At 31.2% G+C, this 16,318-nt stretch carries 14 protein-coding genes; 2 read left to right on the top strand and 12 right to left on the bottom strand.

Features of this window, described 5'->3' with window-relative positions:
• Nucleotides 1-75: 75 nt before the first annotated feature.
• The 5 genes from hisC to LL966_RS17895 form a co-directional block, all read right to left on the bottom strand.
• On the bottom strand, nt 76-1,125 hold the full coding sequence (gene hisC / locus LL966_RS17875) for a histidinol-phosphate transaminase (RefSeq protein WP_229355112.1): 1,050 nt from the start codon (nt 1,123-1,125) through the stop codon (nt 76-78).
• A gap of 94 nt (nt 1,126-1,219) precedes the next feature.
• Nucleotides 1,220-2,503 carry a histidinol dehydrogenase gene (hisD, locus tag LL966_RS17880; RefSeq protein WP_229355113.1) on the bottom strand — a complete coding sequence of 428 codons (1,284 nt, stop codon included), beginning with the start codon at nt 2,501-2,503 and terminating at the stop codon, nt 1,220-1,222.
• Between the two features lie 47 nt (nt 2,504-2,550).
• Nucleotides 2,551-3,408 (bottom strand): ATP phosphoribosyltransferase, encoded by an 858-nt coding sequence (gene hisG, locus LL966_RS17885; RefSeq protein ID WP_229355114.1) that lies wholly within the window; start codon nt 3,406-3,408, stop codon nt 2,551-2,553.
• Between the two features lie 312 nt (nt 3,409-3,720).
• Complete coding sequence (locus LL966_RS17890; RefSeq protein ID WP_229355115.1) at nt 3,721-5,121, bottom strand: sensor histidine kinase; 1,401 nt, start codon at nt 5,119-5,121, stop codon at nt 3,721-3,723.
• A 3-nt stretch (nt 5,122-5,124) separates the two neighbouring features.
• Nucleotides 5,125-5,787: a response regulator transcription factor gene (locus tag LL966_RS17895; RefSeq protein WP_229355116.1), complete on the bottom strand. Its 663-nt coding sequence runs from the start codon at nt 5,785-5,787 to the stop codon at nt 5,125-5,127.
• A 199-nt stretch (nt 5,788-5,986) separates the two neighbouring features.
• Between LL966_RS17895 and LL966_RS17900 the strand changes: the two genes are divergently transcribed.
• The gene (locus LL966_RS17900) at nt 5,987-8,128 is read left to right on the top strand and encodes an LTA synthase family protein (RefSeq protein WP_229355118.1); all 2,142 of its coding nucleotides are present in this window, start codon (nt 5,987-5,989) and stop codon (nt 8,126-8,128) included.
• A 102-nt stretch (nt 8,129-8,230) separates the two neighbouring features.
• Here the strand turns inward: LL966_RS17900 and LL966_RS17905 are convergent, their stop codons facing one another.
• On the bottom strand, nt 8,231-9,229 hold the full coding sequence (locus LL966_RS17905) for a zinc dependent phospholipase C family protein (RefSeq protein WP_229355120.1): 999 nt from the start codon (nt 9,227-9,229) through the stop codon (nt 8,231-8,233).
• A 174-nt stretch (nt 9,230-9,403) separates the two neighbouring features.
• Between LL966_RS17905 and LL966_RS17910 the strand changes: the two genes are divergently transcribed.
• A complete protein-coding gene (locus LL966_RS17910) occupies nt 9,404-10,354 on the top strand; it encodes a hypothetical protein (protein WP_229355122.1) in 951 nt (316 codons plus the stop codon).
• A gap of 2 nt (nt 10,355-10,356) precedes the next feature.
• Here LL966_RS17910 and LL966_RS17915 read toward each other — a convergent pair whose 3' ends face one another.
• From LL966_RS17915 to LL966_RS17940, 6 genes are all read right to left on the bottom strand, one after another.
• Nucleotides 10,357-11,334, bottom strand: a complete 978-nt coding sequence (locus tag LL966_RS17915; RefSeq protein ID WP_229355124.1) for a YeiH family protein — start codon at nt 11,332-11,334, stop codon at nt 10,357-10,359.
• 75 nt (nt 11,335-11,409) lie between these two features.
• Nucleotides 11,410-12,306, bottom strand: coding sequence for a LysR family transcriptional regulator (locus LL966_RS17920; RefSeq protein ID WP_229355126.1), 897 nt, complete (start codon nt 12,304-12,306; stop codon nt 11,410-11,412).
• A gap of 6 nt (nt 12,307-12,312) precedes the next feature.
• Entirely contained in the window at nt 12,313-12,870 is a 558-nt protein-coding gene (locus LL966_RS17925) for a TPM domain-containing protein (protein ID WP_229355127.1), read from the bottom strand.
• A gap of 132 nt (nt 12,871-13,002) precedes the next feature.
• Nucleotides 13,003-15,030, bottom strand: a complete 2,028-nt coding sequence (locus LL966_RS17930) for a hypothetical protein (protein ID WP_229355128.1) — start codon at nt 15,028-15,030, stop codon at nt 13,003-13,005.
• Between the two features lie 79 nt (nt 15,031-15,109).
• Nucleotides 15,110-15,856: a 3-oxoacyl-[acyl-carrier-protein] reductase gene (fabG, locus tag LL966_RS17935; RefSeq protein WP_071637930.1), complete on the bottom strand. Its 747-nt coding sequence runs from the start codon at nt 15,854-15,856 to the stop codon at nt 15,110-15,112.
• Between the two features lie 170 nt (nt 15,857-16,026).
• Entirely contained in the window at nt 16,027-16,302 is a 276-nt protein-coding gene (locus LL966_RS17940) for a hypothetical protein (protein WP_229355129.1), read from the bottom strand.
• Between the last annotated feature and the right edge of the window lie 16 nt (nt 16,303-16,318).

Here is a 16,318-nt window from a genome sequence, read left to right on the forward strand (position 1 = left end):
AAATTCGTGGCCAAAAACAAACTCAGATAGATAAAAAAAATCCTTTTTAATCTGTGAAACCTGTGGCTATATTTTTTAATTCAACAACTTTAATTCTCTAATTACAACTGCATTTTCTTCTTTTGTTCCAATCGTAAATCGAAGACAATTTTCGCATAAAGGCTGTGTAGTTCTGTTACGAATTACGATTCCTTTTTCGATTAGTTGATCATATCTTTTATTGGCATTATCGACTTTTGCTAGAATAAAATTAGCCTCCGTTGGATATACTTTTTCAACAAAATCAACTTCAAGTAAAACTTTAAGTAACTCTTCTCTTTGTTCAATAATTGAAACTATCTCTTGTTTTATCTTTTCCGAATCTTTTAAACGTTCGATCGCTCTTTGCTGAGTTAATTCGTTAACATTATAAGGCGGTTTTATTTTGTTTAAAATCGAAATCACCGCTTCAGCAGCATAACAAATTCCTAAACGAATTCCTGCCAAACCGTAAGCTTTTGAAAGCGTTTGTGTGATTACTAAATTTGGATAAGCATCAATTTCTACCAACCAGCTTTCCTTATCTGAAAAATCAATGTAAGCTTCATCAATTACTACCAAACCATTAAAGTTTTGAAGTAATTTCACCACGCTTTCATCAGAAAAAGAATTACCTGTCGGATTATTTGGCGAACACAAAAAGATGATTTTCGTATTATCATCAACCGCTTCTAAAATCTTTTCTACCTGTGGCTGAAAATCTGTTGTTAGCAAAATCTCTCTGTTTTCTACAGCATTTATATTTGCTAAAACACCATACATTCCGTATGTAGGCGGTAACGAAATAATATTATCTTTATTTGGCTCACAAAAAGCTCTAAAAAGCAAATCTAAAACTTCATCGCTTCCGTTTCCTAATAAAATCTGACTTTGTTTTGTCAAATTATTTTTAGCCAAAATCGCTTTAACTGAATTCTGTTGCGGATCTGGATAACGATTTACTCCATTTTGAAAAGGATTTTCATTCGCATCCAAAAAAATCATTTCGGCTGTGTCAAAATCCTCAAACTCATCTCTTGCTGAAGAATATGGTTTTAAAGACTTTACGTTTTCACGTGTTATTGTATTTATATCGAAAGTACTCATTGTGTTATTTTTTTTTAAGAGGAAACAGTTAACATTAAAGAACAAAGATTTTTCTTCTTGCTCATTTTCTTGCCTCTTGCTTCTTTAATCTTTTTTACTCTAAACTCTTCAATCTCAAAGTTACAGCATTCTTATGCGCTTGCAAGCCTTCGGCATCAGCCATCAATTCAATTGCTTTTCCGATATTCTGAATTCCTTTTTCTGAGATTTTTTGAAACGTCATTGATTTCATAAAACTATCCAGATTTACACCGCTATAATTCTTGGCGTAACCATTTGTTGGAAGCGTGTGATTGGTTCCAGAAGCATAATCTCCAGCACTTTCTGGCGTGTAATTTCCAATAAAAACCGAACCTGCATTCACGATTCCATTGCAATAGAAATCGTCATATTCCGAACAGATTATAAAGTGTTCTGGACCATATTCGTTGATTAAATCTAAAGCGATTTGATCATTTTCTACATAAATCAATTTTGAATTTTCAATCGCTTTTTCGGCAATTGCTTTTCGAGGAAGCACTTCTAACTGCGATTGAACTTCATGCTCTACTTCACCAATTAATTTTCTTGAAGTAGAAACCAAAATCACTTGGCTATCTGTTCCATGTTCTGCCTGAGACAATAAATCGGAAGCAACAAAAGCTGGAACCGCCGTATCATCAGCCACAATCAATAATTCTGAAGGTCCCGCAGGCATATCAATTGCCACACCGAATTGTGTTGCCAATTGTTTTGCTACAGTTACAAATTGATTTCCAGGTCCGAAGATTTTATATACTTTAGGAATAGATTGTGTTCCAAAAGTCATTCCTGCAATGGCTTGAATTCCGCCAACTTTAAGAATTTTAGTTACACCGCATAAATTTGCCGCATACAAAATCGCTGGATTAATTTTTCCTTTTTTATCTGGCGGAGAACACAATACTATTTCTTTACAGCCAGCAATTTCTGCAGGAACTGCCAACATTAAAACCGTTGAAAATAAAGGCGCCGTTCCACCTGGAATATACAAACCAATTTTCTGGATTGGTCTTTTTTCTTGCCAACAGCTAACACCTTCAATAGTCTCTACTTCAACTCGATCTGTTTTTTGTGCTTTGTGAAATTTATAAATATTTTCCTTTGCTAATTGAATCGCTTCTTTTAATTCGTTAGGAATCAACGCAATTGCTTCATTTATTTCTTCTAAAGACACTTCGTAATTATCTTGAGAAATTCCGTCAAAAATAGAAGTGTATTTTGCTACCGCTTCATCTCCTTTTTTCTGTACTTCTCTAAAAATTTCTTTTACTGTAACCTCAATATCATCAATGGTTTGGGTTGGTCTTTTTAATATATCTGACCAGGTTTCTGGTTTTGGATTATCTATTTTATTCATAATATTTTCAATATTAAATTCCAAATTTCTAAAATTGAAATTTCTTTTTATAGTACCATTTTTTCAATTGGGCAAACTAAAATCCCTTCTGCACCAACTTCTTTCAATTGATCGATAACGTCCCAGAAAGTATCTTTGTCAATCACAGAGTGAACACTGCTCCATCCTTCTTGTGCTAATGGTAAAACGGTTAAACTTCTTAAAACTGGAAGAATTTTTCCAACAGCGTCAATTTTATCGTTTGGAACGTTCATTAAAATATACTTTGAATTTCTAGCTCTTAAAACTGCTTGAATTCTAAATTTTAAAGTATCGATGTGTTTTTGTATTTCTGGTGAAACTTTTGGCGAAACAGCCAAAACAGCTTCACTTTTCAGAATTACTTCAACTTCTTTTAAGTTATTTTTGAATAAAGTGCTTCCGCTTGAAACGATATCTACAATCGCATCGGCAAGACCAATATTTGGAGCAATTTCTACAGAACCAGAAATTTGGTGAATGTCTACTGTTATTCCAAATTGTCCGAAATAATCATTTACTGTGTTTGGATAGGAAGTCGCAACGCGCAAACCTGCTAAATCCTGAACCGAATTGTATTCGAACGTTTTAGGAACCGCCACAGAAACTTTGCATTTCGAGAATCCTAATTTCTGAACTACTTCAATTCCTTTTCCTTTTTCTACCAAAAGATTGTCGCCAACAATAGCTAAATCTACTACTCCATCAATTAGGTATTGCGGAATGTCGGAATTTCTTAAGTACAAAACTTCTAGAGGAAAATTGGAAGCTTCAGCTTTTAACTGGTCTATTCCGTTGTTGATTGAAATACCACAGTCTTTTAAGATTTGGATGCTGTCTTCGTTTAAACGACCTGATTTTTGAATTGCAATTTTTAAAGTACTCATTTTTTTAGTTGTTTGTTGGTTTAATAGTTTGAGTACAAAGAGAGTTAGAATGAAAAAACCCGTTTGATGTACTCAAACGGGTTTTAAAATATGATGATTTACATGCATACCATTAACACATCGCTTGAGAGCAATAATGTAAATGATGATGATGTAATTGAATTGAAATCATGATTTGTTTTGTTTTTTACTTCTTTGATTCGGTTGCAAATATAATAGATAAATTAATTAAAAAGCAATTTTTATTTTAACTTAACGATAGTTTATTGTTAAAAAATGATCTGAACCTATTTTAGTGCAATGATTTTGAAATTACTTTAATGAATTATCAAATTCATCAAAAACCAATAAAACTTTGGTTCCTTTTCCTAGTTCACTTTCTATTTTAAATTTAATTTCAAGTAAATCTGTCATTCTTTTTACAATGAATAAACCTAAACCAGTTCCTTTAATTTCGGAATGATTTAATGAATCTGACCTGAAAAAAGGATTTAAAATTGATTCTAAATCTCTTTTTGCAATGCCAATTCCTTCATCTGATACTACACAGTTTATTTTATTTTTATCTCTAGATAAAGAGATTTTAATTTTAGTTTTATTATTAGAATATTTTACCGCATTTGAAATAATATTTCTAAGAATTGTAACTATCAGATAATTGTCAGAATAGATAGAAAATTCCTCTGGAGCGTCTAACATTACATAAAGTTCCTTTAACTTAATTTTCTCTGCATTTAATGTCAAAACATCTAAAATTACAGCATTCAAATAGACGTTTTCTTTCTTAATATTTTGCTTTTGATTCTCGAAACGAGCCATTAAAAGCAATTGATCCACAAGAGAATTGAGATGATCAACTTCGCTAATACAATAATTAATTTTATCTTCATACTCCTTGCTATCTCGCGTTTTACGGATTAAAACTTCAAGTGTTCCTTTAATAACTGTTAACGGAGTTCTAAGTTCATGAGAAGCATCAGATGTAAATTGTTTTTCACGTTTGATTGCGTCTTCAATTCGGTTCAATAAATTATTAATTGTTTTAGAAAGAGTGAATAATTCATCTCGTGTTTTAGGTAGCGGAATTCTTGATTTCAAATTATCTTTTGTAATAATTTTAGAAGTATAAATAATATCATTTATTGGTTTTATACTTCTTCCTGCGTAGAATCGCGCTAGAAAAAATAGTATTAAAAGAATAATCGGAAATGTAATTAATAAAGTATCTAACAGATTCTCTAAAACTTTTGAAGAATCTGAAAGCGACATTGCAATAATCAAATAGCCAATTTTCTTCGATCTGAGATGGAGTGGAACTTGGATTTGACGAATTTTATTCCCTAATAATTTAGTATCAAAAAGTTGAAAATGTTCTTTGTTTTCATGAAAAACTAATTTCTCATTTTTCAAATTTGGAGATTTTTCAATAATCTTTTTATTCAAATCTAAAAACTGAACAAAAACAGGATTTACATCAACAGAATTATGCTCTCTTTCTTCCCATTCTTCCGCATCCATAAGAATTATTTTCTTATTTTCCATCTTAATTTCCTTTAAGTGATCATCAATTTCAATCCTTAAATTCTCATCAATATGGTTGTAGACAGTAAGTTTTACAATGAAATAAATAGCCGAAAAAACAATCAAAACCAGAAGTCCGGTTCCAACAATGTAGTTTAATGCAATTCGATTTTTAAAAGATAATGATGTCATTTGTTAATCATTGGCGATATAACCAATGCCGCGAATAGTTTTGATATAATCTTCTTCAATTTTAAGGTTCAGTTTTTTACGAATAGCATTCATAAACACATCAATTACACCAGTATCGTATTCAAAATTAATCTCCCAAACATCTCTCAGAATCTGATTTCTGGTACACACTTTTCCTTTGTTTTGAATCAAATACGTAAGCAATTCAAATTCTCTTTGCGTTAAAGAAATTTCTTCTTCGCCTTTTGAAACAATATGTTTGGATAAATCAATCGTGATGATTCCAAGTGTTAGAATTTCGGTTTTGATTTTATTTCTGAAATGAACTTTTATACGTTCTACAAGTTCCTCAAAGCTAAATGGCTTTTTGATATAATCGTTTGCGCCCGCCTTTAAGCCTTCAATTGTTTCCTGAACGGTATCTTTTGCTGTCAAAAATATAATTGGAGTACTTTGATCTTTAATTCGAATAGCTTTACATAAATCCAACCCATTTATTTTTGGAAGCATCCAATCCAAAAGAATCAAATCAAACTTTTGATTCTGAACGAGTTCAAATCCTTTAGAACCATCATTTGCAGTCGTAACTTGATAACCTTCTTCTTGCAGACCCTGCTTTAAAAACTGAACAATTCCTAATTCGTCTTCAACTATTAAAATATGCATCTATCGTAATTTCATTAAGATTCGCTTTTATTTTTCAAATCAAAGATAAAGATTTTTAAAGTCGAAATTAACGTTTAATCTCCATATCATCATAAAATCAGAATCTTAAGCAAACTTTAAGAAAACACTAAGTAAGGTTAAAGTCGAACTTAATCTGACGTTAATCATTCGAAATTAATTTTGTAAAAAAATAAATCCGATGAATCTTTTCAAAAAATTTTCGCCTTTTTACAATCTAGCGTTACTTTACTTCATTGTAAGTTTTGTTCTTAGAATTGTATTGTTTTTTCACCCGATAACGCAAAGTTCTTTTACGATTATCGAAAGCCTTAAAATATTCATATTAGGATTATTGTCCGATTTTTTTGTTTTTGTTATAGCAACTTTTATTCTTTGGCTTTATCTTATTTTCATTTCAAACTCCAAATACAATAAACCTTACGCCTATTTTATTCTTGCAGGATTTGTTTTATTATTGCTTTATGTAGCATCAGGGAAAAGTGTTTTTGATGAATATGGAGGTGCTTTACCTAAAATTGTTCTTGTTTTCATTTCAATTAAAACTGCTTTATTTGCACTTTTTCTTTTTGCACCAAAACTTAGAAACAAAATTAGATACTGGCTTTTCGCTTTTGTAATCTTTTTATATGTTCTATTAATTCTTCAAAATGCAATTAGCGAGTTTTTCTTTTGGAATGAATTTGGCGTAAAATATAATTTCATTGCAGTAAACTATCTTATTTACACTAATGAAGTTATTGGAAATATCATGCAATCCTACCCTGTTATTCCTATCTTTTCTGCATTATTTATTATTACTGGAATTATTACTTTTTTCATTATTAAAAACTCAAAAAACTATATAGACCAGATCCCGACAATTCAGGAAAAGATTAAAATTACCGCTGTTTATAGTGTTTTGTTTCTTCTTTCACTAATTGCAATTCCATCTTTAGCCAAAACTGAAAATTCAAAAAATATTTTTGTAAATGAATTACAGGCAAACGGTATTTATAAATTCTATCTGGCTTTTCAGAATAACAAATTGGACTATTTCAAATTTTACAAAACGATTTCGAACAAAGAAGCTTTTGCGCTTTTGAAGAAGCAGTTACCCGAAATTTCAGGTCAGAATACCTTGCAAGAAGTTAAAGATGATTCTATAGAAAAAAGAAAAAACGTCGTTTTAATTACTGTAGAAAGCTTAAGTGCTGATTTTATGAAAATTTACGGTAATAAAGAAAATATTACTCCATTTCTTGATAGTTTGGCACAGAAAAGTTTGTTGTTTACCAATTTATATGCTGCTGGAAATAGAACGGTACGAGGGCTTGAAGCCGTTACTTTATGCCTTCCTCCTACGGCTGGCGAAAGTGTTGTAAAAAGAGAAGACAATAAAAACAAGTTTTCTACTGGATCTGTATTTCTGCAGAAAGGTTATAATGTAAAGTTTATGTACGGGGGAGATGCCTTTTTTGATAATATGCAGGATTTCTATTCGGGAAATGGATATCAGATTATTGACAAATCTAATTTTACTCCTAACGAAATAACCTTTTCAAATGTTTGGGGAGTCTGCGATGAAGATATGTACAATAAAGCGATTAAAATAATGAATGGCGAAGCGAAACAAAATAAGCCTTTCTTCAATCATATCATGACCGTTAGCAATCATAGACCTTTTACTTATCCAAACAATAAAATTGATATTCCTGGAGATATAAAATCACGAAATGGCGGTGTAAAATATACTGATTATGCTTTGCGCCAGTTTTTTAATCAGGCTAAAAAACAACCGTGGTTTGGTAATACTATTTTTGTAATTATCGCTGATCATTGCGCTTCAAGTGCAGGAAAAATAGAACTTCCGGTAGATAAATACAGAATTCCGGCTTTAATTTATGATCCGTCCCAGAAACCTGAAAAATGCACCAAATTAATGTCGCAAATTGATATTATGCCAACTTTATTTGGTTTATTAAATTTTGATTATAAAAGCAAATTTTTTGGGCATGATGTTTTTGCATCCGATTATAAACCAAGAGCCTTTATTGCAACTTATCAGGATTTAGGATTGATCAAAGATAATATTTTAACGATTTTGTCTCCTAAACAAAAAATAAAACAATTTCAGTTAAAACTAAAACCCGAATCCGATCTTTTACCAGAATTTCAAATACATTATGACGAAATTCCCTTGAAAGCTGAAAATAAAAACCTGATAAATGAAACCATTTCATATTATCAATCAGCTTCTTACGTATTAAAAGAGAAAGAATATCAGCTTAAGGATTTAAGTTTAACAGCTAAACAAACTAAATTATACGCCAAACTTCATTAATAAAACCGGATTAAAATCTGGCCTTGAGCAAAAATGGAAAAGCCTCAAAATCTTAATGATTTTGAGGCTTTTATTTTTTTTCAGTTCGACTGGAAACAAAAATTAATCATTTTGATTTCTCATTCCGAACAAATCTCCTTTTTGAAAAAGATCCCAGTCTTCCTTTAATGCTTTAGCATTTCTCTTTGTAACTTCAGGAGAATCTAAATCACTTAAGTCTGGTTTTCCAGCATCTACCCACGCAGTATACCAGAAACTTGCCGTTGCTGTTATCGCCTTTTTCATTTGGCTTTCTACCATTCCGTTTAATTGCTCGTGCAGTTTTTTAGCATACTCATCAGAGAAAACAGCTGTATTGTATTTGCTTTTCAATACTTTGCCTTCCGCATCCATTTTAAAAACTTGGTTTTCTGGCGTAGCTGTTCTCAGTTTTTTGTCAATATCTAATAAAGGTTGCGCCAAACTGTGTGTATCGTTTATCATATCCCAAATTGCTTTATGAACATCTTCATAATGATGAGCATAAGGAACATTCAGTTTATAATTTTTAGCAAATAACTCCGGAAGTCTGCTCTCCCAAAGAGAATGAATTCCTTTTTGCTCGCTTAATTGCCCGTCATGATTTGCAGAAGTGTGTAGTGGCATGTGCGCATCACCAATATAATGACCTAAATCTGCTGCCAAAAATAAGATCTCCGCTCTATTTTTTTCTTTAAAAGCTTTTGTCAATTTCACCATCATATCTTCAATATACCAAGGTAAAATTCCATTATCGCTCAAAAATTTAGCATCATATTTTTTCTTTGCTTCTTCTAAATTTTTTGGATAACTATCTGCCGAGCCAAAATTTTCCATATCAAAATAATGTCTTGGACCTTCATCCTTATAACTTAAAGCATATTTACGAATATCTGGCACTGAAGCTTCCTGTGTGATAAAATCAATATGATTATAAAAGAAAGTCTGAAGAGGATGTGGCAATGCCATTACAGCTGCTTTATTAATTCTTTCATGACCTACAATTCCCCAGGATAGAGTAATAAAGCCAATAATTAAAGCACCGAAGGCGATTAATTTTGGTCTCATTTGGATTTTTTTCATTTGTTTTTTTATTAGAGGGAGCAAATTTAGTTTTAATTAAAGAATACGCAAAAAATACTGTTATTAAGATTAGACTAATTTAACATTTTACGATTTTTGATTCCTGAAAGTAACATAAGTTCAAATTAACAATAATTTTCTTCATACATTTGTTTTATTAAATGACACTATTTTATGCGCCAGATTATCTTAAACTTATTTTTAGTAATTTCTACTCTATCTTTTGCACAAGAAAATGATTTACAGCTTAAAAATGTAAGCGATACGATATTAAACCCAAAAAGAATTCTAAAGGTTTCTGATCCTTTAAACGCTGAAAAAACAATGCAAAAGCTATTTCCTGGCATTTTGTACCATCTTGCTGATAAAAATACTTTTATAAGCTGGAAATGTAAATCATGCAAACCATCACCTTTTCTAGATGTAAATGGTGTTGAAGGCGATCAATTATTTCCTTACACCAATGGAATTGCAACCAGACTACTTGCTAATATCGATTATTCAGATTCTAAAGGAAATCAATTTAAAATATTGGCTTTCAACCATTCTGTTCATGATGAAGACGGATTGCAAACGGGTCGTTTTTCTGGAGGTTTATTAGGCTTGGCAAAATTTGCTAAAAATAATAACGTTTGGGAAATGAGATCGTTTCAGCCTGCAGTTGCTGCATTTGGTGCTTTTGCGCAATGTCCAACTCCGAAATTAGCAGAAATTGGCGAAGATCAATTTGCTTTTACTTTAATACATGCAAATGGTGGTGCTGGCGGCGCCTACGAAGGTTATCTTTATCTCGTTGCAGGTTTAGATGGGAAGTACCAACCTATTCTAGAAGTTAATAAGTATCAGTTAACTAACTCTTCTTTTATCGCTTGGAGCGGATCTTATAAAGTTGTCAATGAAAACTCTAAAAAACATTTTAGAGACATCATTATTACAACAAAAGGAACTTATAATATAACTGCAAGAGGTGAAGATGAATTTGATGTTGAGTTTCCTGAAGAAATTGCAACAATGACAAAAACCAAAAAGTCATTCAGTTTTGAAATTGAAAGACGATTTGTATTTAAAGGTAAATTTTATAGAATGATTGATAAGCCGATTGTTAAATTTTCGAATATAAAATAGCGTTAACTTATATACAGAATAGATAGCAAAGCCAAAACAGCTATAAATATCCACAGAACAATTCCTTGTAACAAAGGCTTTACTCCTACTGCTTTTAGTGTTGAAAAATTTAAAGTCGCTCCAATTAAAAAGAGCGTAATCGTTAATCCGATTTTAGCAATCCCAACAATATGTGCTGAAAAAATAGCGGTTACTGGAAAATACGTATTCACAAGCATGGCCAAAATAAACAAACCAATAAAATAAGGGATTTTTATTTTTGTCCCGACGTTTCGGGATTGTTTCTTGAAAAGAAAAGCCGTCAGCAAAGAAATCGGAATAATCCATAAAGCTCTTGCCAATTTAACTGTTGTTGCGACTTGCAAAGCTTCTGCACCGTATTTATTTGCCGCTCCAACAACAGAACTCGTGTCATGAATGGCTATCGCGCACCACAAACCAAAATCCTTTTGAGATAAACCAAATTGATGTCCGATGAATGGAAAAACAAATAAAGCAATTGAATTTAATATAAAAATAACCCCTAAAGCAATCGATGTCTGATTTTCATTTGATTTGACAACAGGCGTAATTGCTGCAATAGCACTTCCTCCGCAAATTGCTGTTCCACAAGAAATTAAGTGAGATATTTTTTTATCTGTCTTTAACCATTTGCCTAAAAGAAAACCGAAGAATAAAGTACTAAAAATGGAAAAAACAGTTAGAAGAAAACCTTCTTTTCCTGCTGATACCGCACTATTTGCATTCATACCAAATCCTAAACCGACAACCGAAAACTGCAATAAAAATGTAATTGCTTTATTATTAAATGCTATAAAAGGATTACCAAAAATATTAACAAGCACAATCCCTAACAAAAGTGCGATAGGTGGAGAAACAATGGAAAACACGCACAAAACGATTATCACAATAAAAAGTGCTTGCTGTAAGTAATGATTAATTTCAAATAATTGTGGTGCTGAATGTTCTTTTGTTTTCAAAATAAAGGTAATTGATATTTACCTTGCAAAGTTCTGCCGTTTATTTTAAAAACGCCAATCGTAATTTACAATTGACTATAACTTCAAGTTATAATGACTTGCTATGTTTTGAATGAAAAGCTCGGATAAGGAATCTGTTTTTCCTTGCAAAGTGATAATATAAAAATATCTTTCTATTGACAAACCTTCAACATCCAAAACAATTAATTCTTTATTTATCAACTCTTTACTTACAGCATGAATGGACATAAAAGCAAAACAATCTGAATTTAATAAATACGATTTTATACTTTCTGTACTTCCTAGCTGCATTTCGATTTGTAAATCTGTAAATTTTACTCCAGCTTTTTTTAATGCAAATTCTATAACTTCAAGTGTTCCAGAACCGCGTTCTCGAGTGATGAATTTCATTGATTTTAAATCGTTTAATGAAATTTCATTTTGCTTTAAGAAAGGATTTTTACTGTTGCAAACCAAAACCAATTCGTCTTTTAGAAACGGAATGTATTTTATGGATTGATTTTTAGATTGCCCTTCAACAATTCCGATTTCAATTTCTTTGTTGATTAAAGCATTTTCGATTTGTTCTGTATTTCCATTCAACAAATTGACTTTTATGTCTTTTTGCTTTTGATGAAAACTCGCTAAAACTGGAGATATAATGTATTGTGAAATAGTTGTACTCGCTCCTAATCGCAATAAACCTTGACGTTCTGGATTAAACGAACTCATTTCAAAGTCTATTTCGCGATAAATATCAAAAATACTTTTGGTATATTTTAAAAGAATCTTTCCTGCTGGAGTAAGAGCGATTTTAGAACCGTTTCGCTCAAAAAGTTTGGTTTTATAGGTTTCCTCGAGTTCTTGAATGTGTTTGGAAACTGCCGGCTGTGTGATATACAATTCGGTTGCCGCTTTAGTAAAATTAAGGCGGAGTGCAACGGTGTAGAAAACTTTTAGCCTGAAATCCATGATTTATTATTGTTTGATCTTCATTCTTAAAACTTCCATCAATTTAGTAGTTCCATTCAATATTCCTTGATAGTAACTTCCTTTTAAAAACTCTGGAATAAAATTATTTTCTATGATTTCTTTTGTCTCTTTCTCTGAAAGTATTTTTATAGTTCCGTCTCCAAGTTCTATTCGGATTTTTCTATATTCTTTTGAAAATCCAATTAAAATTCCGTTATCTTTTCCTTTTTTTCCTACCGCCCAAGTTTTGGCTATATGCAATGATAAATCATCAAAATTTTCTTTTGCTACTTTAATAGTATCAATCGTTACGATTGCTATTTCCATAGAAGTTTCTTTTTCAAAATTAGAAATCAAATTATTTAGCTTTTCTTCTTCAGCATCAGAAAAAATTCCTTCATAATCAGTTGTCCAATTTACTCGCTTCGGCAGATTATTCCAAAATATCTGTCTGTATTCTGTTAGATTTTCTTTTGTAGAATTTGTTTTTAGTTTTTTATTCGTTTGACCAGTGGCACCAATGGTAACCAAAAGTAAAAAGAATAAAACTGTATATTTTTTCATTTTGAAATATTTAAAAAAGGCACAATAATTTTTTGTGAATCTCTGCGATTATTTTGAGAAACTTTGTGTTATAACTATTTCACAGAGATTCACAAAGCAATCGCAAAGTGACACTGAGAAAATAATCCCAGTTTAAAGCAACCCATTATATTTTCTAACAAACCATTCCGTAGTCAATAAAATGGCAATTAAAATTAATAACCAAACCCAGTCAATAATTGGAGTTTTGCTAGAAATATTCTTTTCAATTGATTTGTATTCTGAATTTTCTAAAAGTGTGCTAATCAATTGATCAGCCTGATTTTCAAAGAAAGCTTTCCCTCCTGTTTGTTGCGCTAATTGTCGCAATTTCTGAACATCTGGATTTACAAATTGTTTTTCAATATCAAAATCTAGAATTTCAAAATGACTTGCGGATGAAGTGTTTGAATTTAGTTCTTTTACTGTAAAATTATATTTTCCGGCTGGAAGTCCTTCCAAATTAGCAGAGAATGAATTGCTTCCTTTTAGTAAATCATAATTTTTGGTTTGTTTAGTCACAGCATTTACAACACTAATTGTAAGTCTGGCTTTTTCGTCAAACTCATAATTTTTGTTGAAATATTGCGCGTTGATAATAATCTCTTCTCCAGAATTATAAAAACTTTCGTGCGTGACCACTAAAGATTTTTTTGAATTTGAAGATGCTAAATATTGAATTATTTTATCAATAAAAATATCATATTTTTCAAAGGATTGATTGTCTATGTGAGTTTGCAAACGCCATTTCCAACTATTTTCTCCTAAAAGAAAAGCAGTTCTTTTTCCTTGATTTTCGGCGAAAGCCAATAATGGCGCGTTTGTAGCAACATTTCTAATTTTTGAAGAAAGCAAAACAGAAACAGTACCATTTGTACTGATATTTCCAAACAAGTTCTGCAAAGGCGGAAAGTTTTCAAAACCAATATTATCGATGGCAAACAGATTAAAATCTGAATGGAATTCGGAAAGAAAATCTTCTCGCTGTCCGCTCATTTTAAAAACCAAATTATTCTGTTGCTGATTTAAAAAATTAAAATCGGTATTGTTTCCTGTTATAATAAAGGTATTTGTTCCTTTTAATTTATTGTTATCAAAAATAGCTTTAAACGCCGTTGTTGGCTGATACAAAACCAAAACAGAAACATCCTGTAAATCATTAATCTGATTCGGTTTAACTAATATTACTTTACGTTGTGCGTTAACTTCAATAGAACGTTTTAAAGCAGCAATATCGGGATGATTTACAGCAGAAACAATCGCGATTGTTGATTTTTGATCAATGATTTCAACTGCAAAATTCTTTATATTATTATAACTGTTTTTTTCTTTTGCTGAAGATTGAATAGAAGCTTTATAAATTTGCAAACCTACTTTATCAGCTGGCAAAAGCAAGTTTAGAGAAGCTGTTTTTTTTGAAACTGAAAAAGAAAGTTTTTCTTTTGCTACAATTGTATTTCCTTGTGAAATGGTAAATTCTGCATTTGTAGTTTTGTCTCCAGCGTATTGCAGAAAAACTTCAACTGGAAATTTATTTTTATGAAAAGCGTATTTATTTACGTTTAACTGATTGATTTTTAAATCAAGAAAAGTGGTTGTATCTCCCACAACCAAAGGATAAACTTTATTGACAGGATCAAAACGATAGACATAATCGTTTCCTGTAGTTTGATTTCCGTCGGTAATAATAACTGTTGGGAAAATCAGATTTTTATTGATGCTTTTTAGATTTTTTGCCGCTTCATCTAAATTGGTTTGATTCCCTTTAAAATCAAATTTGTCAGAAGTTTTAAAATCGTTATCAAATTGATAGGATTGAATTTCGAATTTTTCTTTTAAAGCTGGATTCGAAACTAATTTTTGATATAATTCAACAGCTTTTTTATCTGATTTTAAAGCAACAATCGAACTCGAATTATCGACAACAATTGCCAAGGGCGTTTTTGTAATTTCTAGAGAATTTTTAGAAATTATCGGGTTTATCAGTAGAACCAACAAACCAAAAATGGCTAAAAAACGTAAAAAAGCCAAAAGTATAATCACATTGGATTTACTTTTGGCTTTAAAAAAATATTGAAAATACGACAAACCACCAGCAATTACTAAAGAAAGCAATAATAAAAGAATCGTGTTTGTAGTCATATTTGTTTTTAGTTTTTGGTTGTTAGTTTATGGTTTATGGCTGTTAACTATAAACTAAAAACCATCAACAATCAACTTATTAAGTAAGCATTCCTCCGCAAACATTAAGAACTTGACCTGTAATGTAAGCACTCATATCTGAAGCTAAGAAAAGACAAGCATTTGCTACATCTTCTGTAGTTCCTCCACGTTTCAACGGAATACCTTCTCTCCATCCTTTAACTACATCTTCGCTTAATTTTGCAGTCATTTCAGTTTCGATAAAACCTGGAGCAATTGCGTTACAACGAATATTACGAGAACCTAATTCAAGAGCAACAGATTTCGTAAATCCAATTGCACCTGCTTTAGAAGCTGCATAATTAGTTTGTCCTGCATTTCCAGAAACTCCAACTACAGAGCTGATGTTAATGATTGAACCTGCTCTTTGTTTTAAGAAAGTTTTTTGAATCGCTTTTGTCATATTAAAAACCGATTTCAAATTCACATCAATTACTTGGTCAAAATCTGCTTCAGACATACGCATCAACAAATTGTCTTTTGTAATTCCGGCATTGTTGATTAAGATATCTACAGTTCCAAAATCAGCTAAAACAGCATCAACAAAAGTTTGGGCTTCGTTAAAATCTGCTGCGTTTGATTGGTATCCTTTAGCTTTCACTCCTAAACTATTCAATTCTGCTTCTAAAGCTTCTGCAGATGCAGCAGATGAGCTATATGTAAAAGCAACGTTTGCGCCATGTTTAGCAAAAACTTCAGCAATTCCTTTTCCAATTCCACGGCTTGCACCAGTAATAATTGCAACTTTTCCTTCTAGTAATTTCATATTAAGGTATTCGTTTTTATTTTTTGAAATACAAATATAGAGTATTTGGGCGTTTAATAAAATTTGTGATACAAAAATTGGTTTAGAATTTTGATTATCTGTAAAACAAAAAACAGCTCAATAAAATGAGCTGTTTCCACCTGAATAAAAAAAATAAAAACTAAAAATTATTAACCGTGACTCTGTTTTGTTATCGCAAAAATAATAACCAGAATTACTCCTAAAATCATCATTCTGTTAACAGTGTGATGAAGTTCATTTGTTCCGTGAATCTTGTCATTTTTTCTCTGCTTTATCATATTTACTATTACAAAAGGAAAAACAAGAATAATAGATAAATACAAATAATATCTGAGGTATTCATAATATTGTTCATTAACAATAACAAGACCTATTCCCCAGAAAAAAATAGCTATAGTTGCTGGAGTTAAAATTTTTTTAATCATAATTTATCAATAAGGG

The sequence above is a fragment of the Flavobacterium chungbukense genome, assembly GCF_020805785.1.
GTDB classification, from domain to species: domain Bacteria; phylum Bacteroidota; class Bacteroidia; order Flavobacteriales; family Flavobacteriaceae; genus Flavobacterium; species Flavobacterium chungbukense.

Bases quoted from the DNA above. Each gene is read 5' to 3' on its own strand.
- hisD (WP_229355113.1), bottom strand. From the start codon at position 2,503: ATGAATAAAATAGATAATCCAAAACCAGAAACCTGGTCAGATATATTA.
- hisG (WP_229355114.1), bottom strand. From the start codon at position 3,408: ATGAGTACTTTAAAAATTGCAATTCAAAAATCAGGTCGTTTAAACGAA.
- LL966_RS17890 (WP_229355115.1), bottom strand. From the start codon at position 5,121: ATGACATCATTATCTTTTAAAAATCGAATTGCATTAAACTACATTGTT.
- LL966_RS17900 (WP_229355118.1), top strand. From the start codon at position 5,987: ATGAATCTTTTCAAAAAATTTTCGCCTTTTTACAATCTAGCGTTACTT.
- LL966_RS17940 (WP_229355129.1), bottom strand. From the start codon at position 16,302: ATGATTAAAAAAATTTTAACTCCAGCAACTATAGCTATTTTTTTCTGG.
- fabG (WP_071637930.1), bottom strand. From the start codon at position 15,856: ATGAAATTACTAGAAGGAAAAGTTGCAATTATTACTGGTGCAAGCCGT.
- LL966_RS17910 (WP_229355122.1), top strand. From the start codon at position 9,404: ATGCGCCAGATTATCTTAAACTTATTTTTAGTAATTTCTACTCTATCT.
- LL966_RS17895 (WP_229355116.1), bottom strand. From the start codon at position 5,787: ATGCATATTTTAATAGTTGAAGACGAATTAGGAATTGTTCAGTTTTTA.
- LL966_RS17925 (WP_229355127.1), bottom strand. From the start codon at position 12,870: ATGAAAAAATATACAGTTTTATTCTTTTTACTTTTGGTTACCATTGGT.
- hisC (WP_229355112.1), bottom strand. From the start codon at position 1,125: ATGAGTACTTTCGATATAAATACAATAACACGTGAAAACGTAAAGTCT.
- LL966_RS17930 (WP_229355128.1), bottom strand. From the start codon at position 15,030: ATGACTACAAACACGATTCTTTTATTATTGCTTTCTTTAGTAATTGCT.
- LL966_RS17905 (WP_229355120.1), bottom strand. From the start codon at position 9,229: ATGAAAAAAATCCAAATGAGACCAAAATTAATCGCCTTCGGTGCTTTA.
- LL966_RS17920 (WP_229355126.1), bottom strand. From the start codon at position 12,306: ATGGATTTCAGGCTAAAAGTTTTCTACACCGTTGCACTCCGCCTTAAT.